Raw genomic sequence first — 13,754 nt, 5'->3', positions numbered from 1 at the left:
TCAATTAATCGCGCCGGCCCGGCCAGTCGCCCGGGCCGGCCGTCAGCAGGCAAAAAAAATCCGCCCCGAGAGGCGGATTTTTCATATCACCGGAGTGATTAGAAGCGGTAACCCACGCCAGCAATCCAGGTGCCGACGTCAACGTTACGAATACGAGACTGCTCGTAGGAGAAGTCCAGAGCAACGTTTTCGATCGGGTTGAACTGCAGACCAGCACCGTAAGAGAAACCGTAGTCGCTCATATCGGATTTATGAGGGTAGTTGTTGTTCTGGAATTTACCGTAACCAACACCCACTACGCCGTAGATGCTTGCCCAGTCGTTCAGACGGTAAGCCGGACCAGCGGTGATGCCGTAGTACTGACCTTTGTTGTAAGTACCGTTGCTGGTGTTATCCTTCTCGGTGTAGGTGAAGGAACCGATAACGCCCAGCGGGTTGTTATCTTGCTCGTAACGGTATTTCAGGTTGAAACCGCCAGCTTTGTTCGCTTTACCCTGCATGTCGCTCTGCGCGTAACCGCCGGTTACGGTAGAAGTTGCAGCAAATGCAGTGGTACCTACGGATGCAGCCAGAACAACGGCCAGTGCTGAAAGACGTGCAATTTTATTCATAACCACCTCAAATGTGTTTCTAATAAGTCCTAAGCCTTAAATATATCAAAAACTTTTGGGAAACTCTTTGGAGTTTACATTGTCTAACATACTTTTTCATGTAACCAAAAGTTTCCATATTTCTGTAACAATATGGAAAACAACAATTTTTGGCGTTAACTTACATCTTAACGCTCATTAAGAAATTCGCAAGCATCCAGATTAATCCTAACCGCCTGGTGAATTTCTCAGCAGTTTTCGCCATTGTACTGTTTTTGCCCCTGTTTTTTTCAACATTAGCTCAACCGCCGGCAGGTAATTCCAGTACACTGGAACTTTTACCCCTTTTGACAAAACCTGACAGGAGAAAGGATGCCCGGTCCATCCAGAAAAGCGGCGGCATGGTTGCCGATACTGGTGATTTTAGTCGCCATGACCTCGATTCAAAGCGGCGCATCGCTTGCTAAATCGCTGTTCCCGGTGGTCGGCGCCCCGGGCGTCACCGCCCTGCGTCTGGCGCTGGGAACGCTGATTCTGGTGGTGGTGTTCAAGCCATGGCGGCTACGTTTCTCCCCGGCGCAGCGCGTGCCGCTGCTACTGTACGGCCTGGCGCTCGGGGCGATGAACTATCTCTTTTATTTATCCCTGCAGCGCATTCCGCTCGGCGTGGCGGTGGCCCTGGAGTTTACCGGCCCGCTGGCGGTGGCGCTGTTTGGTTCGCGCCGCCCGCTGGATTTTGTCTGGGTGGCGCTGGCGATCCTCGGACTATGGTATCTTCTGCCGCTGGGGCAGAACGTGGCGCAGGTCGATTTAACCGGCGCGCTGTTCGCCCTCGGCGCCGGGGCGTGCTGGGCGGTCTATATTCTGACCGGACAGCGTGCCGGTGAAGAGCATGGTCCAGCCACGGTAGCGATGGGGTCGCTCATCGCCTCGCTGGTGTTTGTGCCGTTAGGCATGGCGCAGGCCACCGATACGCTGTGGCAGTGGTCGCTGCTGCCGCTGGGTTTGGGGATCGCGATTCTCTCTACCGCGCTGCCCTACTCCCTCGAGATGATGGCCCTGACGCGCTTGCCGACGCGCACCTTCGGCACGCTGATGAGCCTTGAGCCAGCGTTAGCTGCCCTCTCCGGTATGATCTTCCTCGGTGAAACGCTGAAGCTCTCCCAGACCCTGGCGCTCGGTGCGATCATTATCGCCTCGATGGGCGCCACGCTGACTATGCAACGGCAGACTAAAGTCGAGCAGGTCGATATCAATTAACATTCTGTTACGGCGCCGGCCCGAGAGAAATCCGGGCCGTTCAGCCGAATATAAAGACCTGATATTTAAATATTTTTAAAATAACCAACCACTTTGCGCTATCGGAGTGATATAGCCTGCCGATGCCTCACTCTTGAAAACCCTTGCTATACTTATTTCCGAAGTCATTTGGGACAACGCTCCACATCATTCAGATCTGAAGTGTGATGAGCATCAATATCAAGAGGATATGAAACGATGAGTACCGCAAAACTGGTTAAATCAAAAGCGTCTAATCTGGTCTATACCCGCAACGATGTCGCTGACAGCGAAAAGAAAGCGACCATTGAGCTGTTGAATCGCCAGGTGATCCAGTTCATTGACCTGTCACTTATCACCAAGCAGGCACACTGGAATATGCGCGGTGCGAACTTTATCGCCGTGCACGAAATGCTGGATGGCTTCCGTACCGCGCTGACCGAACATCTGGACACCATGGCCGAGCGCGCGGTGCAGCTGGGCGGCGTCGCCCTGGGTACCACTCAGGTCATTAACAGCAAAACCCCGCTGCAGAGCTACCCACTGGACATCCATCACGTTCAGGATCACCTGAAAGCCCTGGCTGACCGCTACGCGGTAGTGGCGAACGATGTGCGTAAGGCGATCGACGAAGCAAAAGACGAAGACACTGCAGATATCTTCACCGCGGCTTCCCGCGATCTGGATAAATTCCTGTGGTTCATTGAAGCCAACATCGAGTAAGGCTTTGCCGCCGGCCCAGCGCGGTCGGCGGCGCCTCAGCGTTTCTCCCTGCCCTATATTCCATCCTTTGCTTTTCATCCCCCACTGGCCTTGCACCGTTTCAGGGCACCAGATTGATGAAAATGCGCGCAAAAGTAAAAAGATTGTAATAATCACCTCACACAATCGCTACGTCGAGATTGTTTTCCCATCAGGGTTTGCGCTAAAACTGGGCTGGTAATTCAGCACCCTTATAACGCACCAAAATGACGCCCCACCATGGTGCAGTCACTGCCTGAAATGATCGATCTTGTGCAACGACTTACGCTTCGTTTGTTGAAAAACAACAGCTTGTAAAAGTGGCACGATTTTTTCATTAGGCTAGTCGTTCTCGCAGGGGATCGTCCCGTGGATATAAAAGGAAATGCTATGAAGTCTGTATTTAAAGTTTCACTGGCTGCACTGACCCTGGCTTTTGCGGTTTCTTCCCATGCCGCTAATAAGACCCTGGTTGTCGCCACCGATACGGCGTTCGTCCCGTTCGAATTTAAGCAAGGCGATAAGTATGTGGGTTTTGACGTTGACCTGTGGGCGGCTATCGCCAAAGAGCTGAAGCTCGACTACACCCTGAAGCCAATGGACTTCAGCGGCATTATCCCGGCGCTGCAAACCAAAAATATCGATCTGGCGCTGGCGGGGATCACCATTACCGACGAGCGTAAAAAAGCGATCGACTTCTCCGACGGCTACTACAAAAGCGGCCTGCTGGTGATGGTCAACGCCAATAATAACGACATCAAAGATGTCAAAGATCTGAACGGTAAAGTGGTCGCGGTGAAGAGCGGCACCGGCTCCGTTGACTACGCGAAAGCCAATATCAAAACCAAAGATCTGCGTCAGTTCCCGAACATCGATAACGCCTATATGGAGCTGGGAACCGGTCGCGCGGATGCCGTGCTGCACGATACGCCGAATATTCTGTACTTCATCAAAACCGCGGGCAACGGTAAGTTCAAAGCGGTAGGCGAATCACTGGAAGCGCAAAACTACGGTATCGCCTTCCCGAAAGGCAGCGACGAGCTGCGTGAGAAAGTGAACGGTGCGCTGAAAACGCTGCGCGACAATGGTACCTATAACGAAATTTATAAAAAATGGTTCGGCACTGAACCCAAATAATAAAAACGTACTTCGCCGGACCGAGGTCCGGCGACACCACAACGGTCTTCCGGCACAGGCTCAGCGGGAGACGGTATTTTGGCGGAGGCTTTCCTCTGCTCTCGACACGGTAACAGGAACGTATTATGCAGTTTGACTGGAGTGCCATCTGGCCTGCCATTCCGATTTTGCTGGAAGGCGCCAAAATGACGCTGTGGATTTCCGTCCTCGGCCTGGCCGGCGGTCTGATAATTGGTCTGGTGGCCGGTTTCGCCCGCTGCTTCGGCGGCTGGATCGCCAACCACATCGCGCTGGTCTTTATTGAAATCATTCGCGGCACCCCGATTGTGGTGCAGGTTATGTTCATCTACTTTGCGCTGCCGATGGCCTTTAGCGATCTGCGCATCGACCCCTTCTCCGCGGCGGTAGTGACCATCATGATAAACTCGGGCGCCTATATCGCGGAAATCACCCGCGGCGCGGTGCTCTCCATACATAAAGGCTTCCGCGAAGCGGGCCTGGCGCTTGGCCTGTCGCGTCGCGAAACCATTCGCCACGTGATCCTGCCGCTGGCGCTGCGCCGCATGCTGCCGCCGCTGGGCAACCAGTGGATCATCAGCATCAAGGATACCTCGCTGTTCATCGTCATCGGCGTCGCCGAACTGACCCGTCAGGGACAGGAGATCATCGCGGGCAACTTCCGCGCGCTGGAAATCTGGAGCGCCGTAGCCGTGATCTACCTGATTATCACCCTGGTCCTGAGCTTTATTCTGCGTCGTCTTGAAAGAAGGATGAAAATCCTGTGATTGAATTTAAAAACGTCTCCAAGCACTTTGGTCCGACCCAGGTGCTACACGATATCTCTCTGAAAATTAATCAGGGTGAAGTGGTGGTCATTATCGGCCCTTCCGGTTCCGGTAAATCAACGATGCTGCGCTGCATCAATAAGCTGGAAGAGATCACCAGCGGCGATCTGATTGTCGATGGTCTGAAGGTCAACGACCCGAAGGTGGACGAACGTCTGATTCGTCAGGAAGCCGGGATGGTTTTCCAGCAGTTTTATCTGTTCCCGCACCTCACGGCGCTGGAAAACGTGATGTTTGGCCCGCTGCGGGTACGCGGCGCCAGCAAGCAGGCGGCAGAGAAGCAGGCGAAAGAGCTGCTGGCGAAAGTCGGTCTGGCTGAGCGCGCGCATCACTATCCGTCCGAACTCTCCGGCGGCCAGCAACAGCGTGTGGCCATCGCCCGCGCGCTGGCGGTGAAGCCGAAGATGATGCTGTTTGATGAACCGACCTCCGCGCTCGACCCGGAGCTGCGCCATGAAGTGCTCAAGGTGATGCAGGACCTGGCGGAAGAGGGCATGACGATGGTGATTGTGACCCACGAAATCGGCTTTGCCGAAAAAGTGGCCTCGCGACTAATCTTTATCGACAAAGGACGAATTGCTGAAGACGGCAATCCCCAGGAGCTGGTGAAGAACCCGCCCAGCCCGCGCCTGCGTGAATTCCTGCAACACGTCGCCTGACCCACAACGGCTCTCTCCCCCACGATGAGAGCCGCTTTTCCAGAATCCTCTTCCCTCCCCTTCCGCCAGCGGCTTCTATACTTACCCGTTTACGTTGCAACGGAGGTGCCCATGCCGTGGATCCTGCTTTTGCTCGCAGCACTGTTTACTGCCCCGCTTTCCGCCGCCACCCTGCCCGGCGTGCCGACGGCTAACACTGATAAAAACAGCGCCAGCGAACCCGATGTGGAACAGAAAAGAGCGGCTTATGCCGCACTGGCCGATGTGCTGGCCAACGACTCCGCCCGTCAGGAGCTCATTGACCAGCTGCGTAAAGCAGCCGCCACGCCGCCGCCCGACAGCACCCCGACGCTGACGCCACCGGCGGTAAAAGAAGAGACCACGGTACTGGAGAACGTCACCCAGATAAGCCGGGAATATGGCGAACAGCTCTCATCACGCTTTTCCCAGCTGTGGCGCAATATCACCGGCTCACCGCATAAGCCCTTTAATCCGCAAACCTTTACCAGCGCGGCCTGGCATTTTTTACTGCTGGCCGGGCTGGTGTTTGCCTTCTGGTGGCTGGTACGCCTCGCGGCGCTGCCGCTGTATCGCAAAATGGGCGAATGGGGACGGCATAAAAACCGCGATCGCGGTAACTGGCTTCAGCTGCCCCTGACCATCGCCGGGGCGTTTATCATCGACCTGCTGCTGCTGGCGCTAACCCTGTTTGTCGGTCAGTTGCTAAGCGATCGCCTGAATGGGAATAACCCTACCATCGCCTTCCAGCAGAGCCTTTTCCTCAACGCCTTCGCGCTGATCGAGTTTTTTAAAGCTATTCTGCGGCTCATTTTCTGCCCGCGCATTCCTGCCCTGCGGCCCTTTAACCTCAGCGACGAGGCCGCGTCATACTGGAGCCTGCGCCTGAGCGCGCTCAGCAGCCTGATTGGTTACGGTCTGATCGTCGCGGTGCCGATTATTTCCAATCAGGTGAATGTTCAAGTTGGCGCGCTGGCTAACGTCGTCATCATGCTGTGCATTACGCTGTGGGCGCTGTACCTGATTTTTCATAACAAAGCGGTGATTACTCAAGGGTTGATCCACCTGGCCGACCACTCACTAGCTTTCTTTAGCCTGTTTATCCGCGCCTTCGCGCTGGTCTGGCACTGGCTGGCCTGCGCCTACTTTGTGGTGCTTTTTTTCTTTTCCCTGTTCGACCCGGGCAACAGCCTGAAATTCATGATGGGCGCCACCCTGCAAAGCCTGGCGATTATCGGCGGCGCGGCGCTGGTGTCTGGCATCCTGTCGCGCTGGATAGCCAAAACCATCACCCTGTCGCCCGCCACCCAGCGCAACTACCCTGAACTGCAAAAGCGGCTAAATGGCTGGATCTCCGCCTCGCTGAAGGCGGCGCGCATTCTCACCGTCTGTGTCGCCATTATGCTGCTGTTGAGCGCCTGGGGCCTGTTTGACTTCCGGGAATGGCTGCACAACGATGCCGGGCAAAAAACGGTGGATGTGCTGATCCGCATCGCCCTGATCCTCTTCTTCTCCGCCATCGGCTGGACGGTTCTGGCCAGCCTGATTGAAAACCGGCTGGCATCGGATATTCATGGCCGTCCGCTGCCCAGCGCGCGGGCCCGGACGCTGCTGACGCTGTTTCGCAACGCGCTGGCGGTGGTGATCAGCACCATCACGGTGATGATCCTGCTCTCGGAAATTGGGGTAAACATTGCGCCGCTGCTGGCGGGCGCCGGGGCGTTAGGGCTGGCCATTTCGTTTGGTGCGCAAACCCTGGTCAAAGACATTATCACTGGCATATTTATCCAGTTTGAGAACGGGATGAACACCGGCGACCTGGTCACCATCGGTCCTTTGACCGGCACCGTGGAACGAATGTCGATTCGCTCCGTGGGGGTACGTCAGGATACCGGCGCCTATCACATAATTCCCTGGTCCTCGATCACCACCTTTGCCAACTTCGTGCGCGGCATTGGCTCGGTTGTGGCTAACTATGACGTTGACCGCCATGAGGATCTGGATAAAGCCAGCCAGGCGCTGAAGGCGGCGGTGGACGATCTGCTAGCCCAGGAGGAGATCCGCGGTCTGATCATTGGCGAACCGTCGTTCGCCGGGCTGGTGGGGCTGAGCAATACCGCCTTTACGCTACGCGTCAGCTTCACCACCCTGCCGCTGAAGCAGTGGACGGTGCGTTTTGCCCTCGACACCCAGGTGAAAAAGCACTTCGATCGCGCCGGGGTTCGCGCGCCGGTACAGACCTGGCAGCAGCTGCCGATGCCGGGCGCCGACAGCCCGGCCGCCGAGTAGCGTTAGAATGGACGACGGCGTTTGGCGTCGTCCATAAAGCTCCAGGCGATAAAGCGACTTTGCTTTTGCCCCTGGGCCATCTCCTTTTTCACCACTTTCACTGCGCCGACCTCGGTCAGCAGGCGGTAGAGCGGCGGCAGATTATCGCCGCGCGACACCAGCGAGGTAAACCATTTCACCTGGCGGGCGAAGGCCTGGCTTTCGCGGATCATCTGCGAGATAAAGGCTACTTCGCCCCCTTCGCACCACAGCTCCTGCTGCTGACCGCCAAAATTGAGGCCACTTTCGGCGCCAAGTCCGAGGTTGCGGCGCTTGCGCTCGCCCCCCGCCCGGGCGCTCTCTGCGGAGTCATGGAACGGCGGATTACACAGCGTGGCGTCGTAGGTCTCGTTTTTATGGATCACGCCGTGAAAGATAGCCTGGCTCTCTTTTTGCCGGCGCAGGCGGATCTGCCGGGTCAAGCCCGGGTTGCCATTGATAATCGCCTGCGCGCTGGCGAACGCCTGCGGGTTGATTTCACTGCCGGTAAAGCGCCAGCCATACTCGTGAGCGCCGATCAGGGGATAGATGAGGTTGGCGCCGGTGCCAATATCAAGGATCGTGGCATCCTTCGGCACCTCGCCGCTATCCCCGGCCAGCAGATCCGCCAGATGATGAATATAGTCGGCCCGCCCAGGCACCGGCGGACAGAGAAAGCCGTCAGGAATGTCCCAGTGTTTGATCGCGTAGAAATGCGCCAGCAGCGCTTTATTCAACGCTTTCACCGCCTGCGGATTGGCAAAATCAATGGTCTGCTCACCCAGCGGATTGAGCGTAATGTAGCCCTGCAGGTCAGGATGGGCCTGGCAGAGCGCGGGCAGGTCGTAGCGTTGATGGTGGCGGTTACGCGGGTGTAACCCCGGTTTCTGGGCTTTCATGACAATCTCCTTTGAACAGCCGCGTAAGATACCCGTTGACGGCGGCGCGGTAAATAAGGGAGTCTGGATATCTCCATTATCCGTGACAGGTGCAGCATGTACTTTTATCAACCTTCGCAGGGCCACGGCCTGCCGCATGACCCGCTGAACGCGATAATCGGGCCTCGCCCGATAGGCTGGATCGCCTCGCAGGACGCCGAGGGCCAGCGTAATCTGGCGCCATACAGCTTTTTTAACTGCTTTAACTATCGGCCGCCGATCATTGGTTTCGCCAGCAGCGGCTGGAAAGACAGCGTGCGAAATATCGTCGAAACAAAGGAGTTCGTCTGGAACCTGGCGACGCGACCGCTGGCCATGGCGATGAATGAAACGTCAGCCTCAATTCCGCACCATGAGGACGAATTCGTGCGCGCCGGCCTCACCGCCGCCGCCAGCCGCCTGGTCAGCGCTCCACGGGTCGCGGAGAGTCCGGTGAACTTTGAGTGCCGTCTGTCGCAGTGTATTCAACTCACCACCGCCGACGGCAACCCTGTCGATACGTGGCTGGTGCTCGGTGAAGTGGTCGCCGTGCATATCGATGAATCACTGCTGGACAACGGTATCTATCAAACCGCCCGGGCCCAGCCGATCCTGCGCGCCGGTGGCCCGAGCGCCTATTACGGTATTGATGACAGCCTGCGTTTTGACATGATCCGCCCTGACGCCCGCTAAATAATCTACCGGCCAGAGTAGCGCTCCCCTGCGCCGGTAGCATGCAAAACGCACTGTTTTGCATTAAACATTCCCTGTCGCGCGGTCTGGAAAGACCTACACTTAAGCTATGTCCCATGCGGTTTATGAGGATATGCTGATGAAATTCGTCTCGCTGCTGTTCGCCGCGGCGCTCACCGCTCATGCCACCGCGGCCTCTCCCCTGCCACCGCCACCCGTACTGCCCTATAACGGGCCGCTCCGCCCTGTCGGCACCGTCTCCGCCTTCGGCGCCAGCACCCTGGACGACCTGGCAGCCGCCCTCGCGGATAAGGCCCACCGTCATGGGGCGATAGCCTGGCGGATCAATGCCGCCAGCAGCGGTAACCGGCTGTACGGTTCAGCTATAATTTATCAATAACCTTTTACAGGAGGCAGACGATGGCATCAGGTTGGGCAGGCGACGGCGCCGTACAGGATCAGATCGACAGCACTATTGACGATGCGGTGGCTCGCGCCCGCCGCGAGCTTCCGCGCGGCGAAAGCAACAAATTTTGTGATGAATGCGGAGAGCCGATTCCGGAGGCCCGTCGACAGGTCATCCCAGGGGTCAGATACTGCGTGAAGTGCCAGCAGGAGAAAGATTTACATAACAATACATTTTCAGGATATAATCGTCGCGGTTCCAAGGATAGCCAGCTACGCTGACTTTCCTTTACCGTTTATGACAGCCTTTCGCATTATCTTTTCGCGCACATTTTTTGGCGGAAAAAGTCGCAATATGTGCCCTTAAACGCGTCGGTCTTCCTCGCTACGCTTCGTGACGAAAAGAATGAGAAATAATTTATTAATAATCAGTAAATTATTAATCATTCAAAAAATTCGATGAAGACTGTGAATTTCCTTCGATTTTATCTCCCGCAGAAAAGCGTGATACTTATCACATCGACGGAACATCGTCCCCTGAACAGAATAACCTGCGAGAGATTAACTATGAAAAACATCAAATATGCTGCCGCTGCCATCGCTCTGACCGCTCTTTCCTTCGGCGCCTTTGCCGCCGAACCGGTTACCCCCGCTCAGGCTGAAAGCATGAATAAGATCGGCGTGGTGTCTGCGCAAGGCGCAACCACTTTAGATGGTCTGGAAGCAAAACTGGCTGCTAAAGCCGAAGCCGCTGGCGCGACCGGCTACAGCATTACTTCCGCTAACACCAACAACAAACTGAGCGGTACTGCGGTTATCTATAAATAATCGCTGCACCCATCTGTAAGCCACTGAATTAACCCTGAAAAGACCTTTAATACCCTTGCCTTGCCCGTCCGAGCCACCGGACGGGCTTTTTTTTATCCTGCAGATCCGATCACCAACAGTCGTTGACGCGGCTGAGGCCCTGCTCCAGCGAGGTGACTTCCCCGCAGGCCAGCAGACAGCAGGCAAGCTGGATCTTCAACGAGTTGGGCACCGGTTCGACGCCAGCGACGCAGCGTTCAATCCAGCGCGCGGTGACCTCAGGGTCTTTCGAGGTCGGCAGGACCACCGCCTCCGCTGCCATCTCAGTCTGGCGTTCGTACAGCACCCGCACGCCCTGCTCATCAATCAGGCTGATCTGCGGACAGCGCTGCGGGTTGGCGTACACTTCGCCCTCGGTACCATGCATCAGCAGCGCGCGGCCACCGGTCTCGCGAAAGAAGTTCGCCACCCGGGGAACATATTCCGGATGCGACACGCTGGAGAGACGCAATGCCTCCCCTTCGCCAAACGGCGTGGCCAGCTTGGCCAGGGTATGGGCGCTGTTGCGTACGCCCATCCGCCAGCGCATCGCCAGCTGTTTCTCCAGCGGCGGACAGAAGGCCCCCACCGGGATATACACCGGTTCATGGCCCTCCAGCTGCGCCTGAGCCTGTCCGGCGTGCAGGGTGGCCGGAATGTCCAGCAGGGTAAAAATGGTTTCGGTCAGCACCCGGGTGGGATCGTGACTGACGCCGTGAACCACCACCGGAAATCCCAGCTTGTGCAGGAGCATCGCCAGCAGCGGCGTGAGGTTCGCCTGCTTGCGCGCGCCGTTGTAGCTGGGGATAACGATCGGCATCGGCTTGCCGGCCGGCGGGGTCAGGCGCAGCGTATGCTGCTGCATCGCGGCGTAAAAACCTTTCATCTCCGCTTCGCCTTCGCCTTTAATGCGCAGGGCAATTAATATTCCCCCCAGCTCCAGCTCCGGCACCTCGCCGTTCAGCATCCGCGCGTAGAGCGCACGGGCGGTCTCTTCATCGAGATCGCGGGCATGATTCTTACCGCGACCCACCTCTTTTATAATTTTGCTGTACTCCATGGCTCCCCCTGGTGCATCACGCGCCGGCGTCAGCGACGTTTGCGGCCCGTCTGTTTTGCTGTCTGTTTTGCTTTCCGTTTTACTATAACCTCCGGAACGCCCGGCTGCTCTATGGGAAAAACAGGTAACGCGTTCAGTAGACGCGCGCCGTAGTTTTTGGTCAACAGACGCTTATCGTAAATCACCACCTCTCCCCAGCAGTTATGGCTACGGATCAAACGCCCCACCTGCTGAATAAGATTAAAGGAGGCGCTGGGCAAACTCTGTACCTCGAAGGGATAACGATTGAGGCTTTTCAGCCATTCGCCTTCGGTGATCACTACCGGGCTGTCGATGGGCGGAAAAGCGATTTTATGGATATGCACCTGGCTCAGCAGATCGCCTTTTAAATCGAGACCTTCGGCAAAGGACTGCAGACCCACCAGCACGCTGCGCTCGCCGCTTTCCACCCGTTTGCGATGCAGCTCCACCAGCCGGTAGCGCGGCTGGTCGCCCTGCACCAACAGCATCAGGCGCAGATCGGTCACATGCTCGAGGAAGCGGTTCATCGCCCGCCCGCTGGCAAACAGCACCAGCATCCCGAGATGTTTTTTGCTCTCCACCTGCTGGCGAAAATAGGCCGCCATCTCGGCAATGTGCTGCTCTTCGTTATCCATCAGCGGTTCATAACGCATTTGAGGAATAATAATTTTCCCCTGCTCCACGTGGTTGAACGGCGAATCCAGCGCCACGAAGCGGTCCCCCGCTTTCTCCTTCAGACCGCTCATCTCCTGCAGGCGCGAGAAGCTGTTTAGCGAGCGCAGCGTCGCTGACGTCACCACGATATGCGGCACGCTGCGCCACAGCAGCCGTTCAAGCTGATCGCTGACGCGGATCCCGACGCAGTGGAACCAGACGTGGATCTGGCCATCGCGCACCACCCGCGTCGCCCATTTGGTTACCGGCGCGCCTGAGGACTGCGCCAGCGACGCCAGGCGCCACAGCTTGCTTTGGCTTTCAAACATGCCAAGGGCGCGGTTCATCTGCAGCAGCACCCGATGCAGGCGCACCACGTCATGGCTGCCGGTCTTTTCGCTGAGATCGTTCAGGAACAGCTCCGCCAGGCCGCGCAGCAACTCGGTGAGCTTCGCCAGCCGCTGGCAGATCTCCATCACCTCCTGCGGCAGTTCGCCCATCGGGAAGCGATGCTCCGCTTCCTGACCGGCGGGCATATAGAGATTGAGAATATTATTCAACGAGGCAATCAGCTCGAAAAGCTCTTCGCAATGAGCGGTGAGCCGCTCCGGATTGGCCAGCGGCGGCGTGGTTTTCGGACGAAACTGCTCCATGCAGGTGGCCACCAGCTTGCAGAACAGATCCAGCTGCAGGCGAAACCAGGGGGCGGTGATCTCGGCGCTCATCTCCAGCGCGTCGCGGGCGACGTCCGGCAGATGATGGCCTTCATCGAGGACCAGCAGCAGGTTTTTCGGTTCCGGCAGCACCGCTTCGCTCTCCATCGCCGCCATCACCAGCGCATGGTTGGCCACCACCACTTCCGCCTCCTGAATTTCCCGCCGCGCCACAAAGAACGGGCACTCGCGATAGTAGTGGCAGTTGCGGTTCAGGCAGCTGGCCTTATCGGTGCTCAGCCGGCTCCATAGCCCATCGTCGATGGCTTTGTCGGTATGGTCGCGCAGGCCGTCCCAGCGGTAGCTGTCGAGATCCTGCTTCAGGGTCGCGCACAGCTTCTGCTCCGCCTGATTATTCGGGGTGAGATCGTCATCGAGAAAGGCCAGCAGATCCTGCTGCGACGGCTCGGTGCTGGCCAGCGCCGTCAGGTTGCGCGGACAGACGTAGCGTCCGCGGCCAAAGGCGGCGGTGAAGCGCAGGTCGGGAATGATTTTACGCAGCAGCGGCAGGTCCTTACTGTAGATTTGATCCTGCAGGGCGACGTTGGCGGTGCTGACCACCAGCGTTTTTTGTTCCTCGCGGGCGATGGCGATGCCCGGGATCAGATATGACAGCGTTTTGCCGACACCGGTCGGCGCTTCGATAGCCAGATGCCTGCCCTCTTCCCCGGCAAGGGTTTTCGCCACATCGGCGATCATCTGCCGCTGCGGGGGACGCGGAATAAAGTCCGGGATCTGTTCCTGAAGCGCCTTATACCAGGCGGCGATTTGCGCTTTCAGCGCAGCGGTCAAAGCCATGAGAAAACCTGAATACTGTATAAACAGCCACTATTGTGCCATTTTTGCCCGCCCGGAGGTATTGCTTTCTGC

General features: G+C 57.2%; 14 protein-coding genes. 10 read left to right on the top strand and 4 right to left on the bottom strand.

Annotated elements, in window-relative coordinates; genetic code table 11:
- Positions 1–98: 98 nt before the first annotated feature.
- Positions 99–611, bottom strand: a complete 513-nt coding sequence (ompX, locus tag HMPREF3140_RS23540) for an outer membrane protein OmpX (protein WP_004179116.1) — start codon at positions 609–611, stop codon at positions 99–101.
- 351 nt (positions 612–962) lie between these two features.
- Between ompX and rhtA the strand changes: the two genes are divergently transcribed.
- The 6 genes from rhtA (at position 963) to ybiO (ending at position 7,557) form a co-directional block, all read left to right on the top strand.
- Complete coding sequence (gene rhtA, locus HMPREF3140_RS23530; protein WP_032411096.1) at positions 963–1,850, top strand: threonine/homoserine exporter RhtA; 888 nt, start codon at positions 963–965, stop codon at positions 1,848–1,850.
- 237 nt (positions 1,851–2,087) lie between these two features.
- A complete protein-coding gene (gene dps / locus HMPREF3140_RS23525; RefSeq protein ID WP_002895841.1) occupies positions 2,088–2,591 on the top strand; it encodes a DNA starvation/stationary phase protection protein Dps in 504 nt (167 codons plus the stop codon).
- A gap of 408 nt (positions 2,592–2,999) precedes the next feature.
- Positions 3,000–3,746, top strand: coding sequence for a glutamine ABC transporter substrate-binding protein GlnH (glnH, locus tag HMPREF3140_RS23520; RefSeq protein ID WP_002895839.1), 747 nt, complete (start codon positions 3,000–3,002; stop codon positions 3,744–3,746).
- Between the two features lie 125 nt (positions 3,747–3,871).
- A complete protein-coding gene (gene glnP / locus HMPREF3140_RS23515) occupies positions 3,872–4,531 on the top strand; it encodes a glutamine ABC transporter permease GlnP (RefSeq protein ID WP_002895837.1) in 660 nt (219 codons plus the stop codon).
- Positions 4,528–5,250: a glutamine ABC transporter ATP-binding protein GlnQ gene (glnQ, locus tag HMPREF3140_RS23510; RefSeq protein ID WP_004142040.1), complete on the top strand. Its 723-nt coding sequence runs from the start codon at positions 4,528–4,530 to the stop codon at positions 5,248–5,250. The genes glnP and glnQ overlap by 4 nt, the downstream gene beginning before the upstream one ends.
- A 111-nt stretch (positions 5,251–5,361) precedes the next feature.
- Entirely contained in the window at positions 5,362–7,557 is a 2,196-nt protein-coding gene (gene ybiO / locus HMPREF3140_RS23505) for a mechanosensitive channel protein (protein WP_004142041.1), read from the top strand.
- Between the two features lie 2 nt (positions 7,558–7,559).
- On the opposite strand, the gene rlmF is transcribed toward ybiO, so the two are convergent.
- Complete coding sequence (gene rlmF, locus HMPREF3140_RS23500; protein WP_032411095.1) at positions 7,560–8,474, bottom strand: 23S rRNA (adenine(1618)-N(6))-methyltransferase RlmF; 915 nt, start codon at positions 8,472–8,474, stop codon at positions 7,560–7,562.
- A gap of 96 nt (positions 8,475–8,570) precedes the next feature.
- Here rlmF and HMPREF3140_RS23495 point away from each other — a divergent pair, with 96 nt between their 5' ends.
- The 4 genes from HMPREF3140_RS23495 (at position 8,571) to ybiJ (ending at position 10,418) form a co-directional block, all read left to right on the top strand.
- Positions 8,571–9,185, top strand: a complete 615-nt coding sequence (locus HMPREF3140_RS23495) for a flavin reductase family protein (RefSeq protein WP_002895828.1) — start codon at positions 8,571–8,573, stop codon at positions 9,183–9,185.
- 139 nt (positions 9,186–9,324) lie between these two features.
- Positions 9,325–9,585, top strand: a complete 261-nt coding sequence (locus tag HMPREF3140_RS23490) for a YdgH/BhsA/McbA-like domain containing protein (protein WP_004183485.1) — start codon at positions 9,325–9,327, stop codon at positions 9,583–9,585.
- A 20-nt stretch (positions 9,586–9,605) separates the two neighbouring features.
- A complete protein-coding gene (locus HMPREF3140_RS23485; RefSeq protein ID WP_032411093.1) occupies positions 9,606–9,872 on the top strand; it encodes a DksA/TraR family C4-type zinc finger protein in 267 nt (88 codons plus the stop codon).
- 285 nt (positions 9,873–10,157) lie between these two features.
- Positions 10,158–10,418 carry a DUF1471 family protein YbiJ gene (ybiJ, locus tag HMPREF3140_RS23480; protein ID WP_004176772.1) on the top strand — a complete coding sequence of 87 codons (261 nt, stop codon included), beginning with the start codon at positions 10,158–10,160 and terminating at the stop codon, positions 10,416–10,418.
- A gap of 109 nt (positions 10,419–10,527) precedes the next feature.
- On the opposite strand, the gene ybiB is transcribed toward ybiJ, so the two are convergent.
- Entirely contained in the window at positions 10,528–11,496 is a 969-nt protein-coding gene (gene ybiB / locus HMPREF3140_RS23475; RefSeq protein ID WP_004179105.1) for a DNA-binding protein YbiB, read from the bottom strand.
- Positions 11,497–11,525: 29 nt separating this feature from the next.
- On the bottom strand, positions 11,526–13,682 hold the full coding sequence (dinG, locus tag HMPREF3140_RS23470) for an ATP-dependent DNA helicase DinG (protein WP_004147693.1): 2,157 nt from the start codon (positions 13,680–13,682) through the stop codon (positions 11,526–11,528).
- Positions 13,683–13,754: the final 72 nt, after the last annotated feature.

This window comes from Klebsiella sp. HMSC16A12 (assembly GCF_001808265.1).
Lineage (GTDB): Bacteria > Pseudomonadota > Gammaproteobacteria > Enterobacterales > Enterobacteriaceae > Klebsiella > Klebsiella pneumoniae.
The sequence above is the reverse complement of the archived record's forward strand: the minus strand, read 5'-3'. Positions and strand labels throughout refer to the sequence as shown.

What these genes read in the sequence shown, in the direction of transcription:
- ybiB (WP_004179105.1), bottom strand. Translation starts at nt 11,496, where the DNA reads ATGGAGTACAGCAAAATTATAAAAGAGGTGGGTCGCGGTAAGAATCAT.
- HMPREF3140_RS23485 (WP_032411093.1), top strand. Translation starts at nt 9,606, where the DNA reads ATGGCATCAGGTTGGGCAGGCGACGGCGCCGTACAGGATCAGATCGAC.
- glnP (WP_002895837.1), top strand. Translation starts at nt 3,872, where the DNA reads ATGCAGTTTGACTGGAGTGCCATCTGGCCTGCCATTCCGATTTTGCTG.
- dinG (WP_004147693.1), bottom strand. Translation starts at nt 13,682, where the DNA reads ATGGCTTTGACCGCTGCGCTGAAAGCGCAAATCGCCGCCTGGTATAAG.
- ompX (WP_004179116.1), bottom strand. Translation starts at nt 611, where the DNA reads ATGAATAAAATTGCACGTCTTTCAGCACTGGCCGTTGTTCTGGCTGCA.
- ybiO (WP_004142041.1), top strand. Translation starts at nt 5,362, where the DNA reads ATGCCGTGGATCCTGCTTTTGCTCGCAGCACTGTTTACTGCCCCGCTT.
- glnH (WP_002895839.1), top strand. Translation starts at nt 3,000, where the DNA reads ATGAAGTCTGTATTTAAAGTTTCACTGGCTGCACTGACCCTGGCTTTT.
- ybiJ (WP_004176772.1), top strand. Translation starts at nt 10,158, where the DNA reads ATGAAAAACATCAAATATGCTGCCGCTGCCATCGCTCTGACCGCTCTT.
- rhtA (WP_032411096.1), top strand. Translation starts at nt 963, where the DNA reads ATGCCCGGTCCATCCAGAAAAGCGGCGGCATGGTTGCCGATACTGGTG.
- rlmF (WP_032411095.1), bottom strand. Translation starts at nt 8,474, where the DNA reads ATGAAAGCCCAGAAACCGGGGTTACACCCGCGTAACCGCCACCATCAA.
- HMPREF3140_RS23490 (WP_004183485.1), top strand. Translation starts at nt 9,325, where the DNA reads ATGAAATTCGTCTCGCTGCTGTTCGCCGCGGCGCTCACCGCTCATGCC.
- HMPREF3140_RS23495 (WP_002895828.1), top strand. Translation starts at nt 8,571, where the DNA reads ATGTACTTTTATCAACCTTCGCAGGGCCACGGCCTGCCGCATGACCCG.
- dps (WP_002895841.1), top strand. Translation starts at nt 2,088, where the DNA reads ATGAGTACCGCAAAACTGGTTAAATCAAAAGCGTCTAATCTGGTCTAT.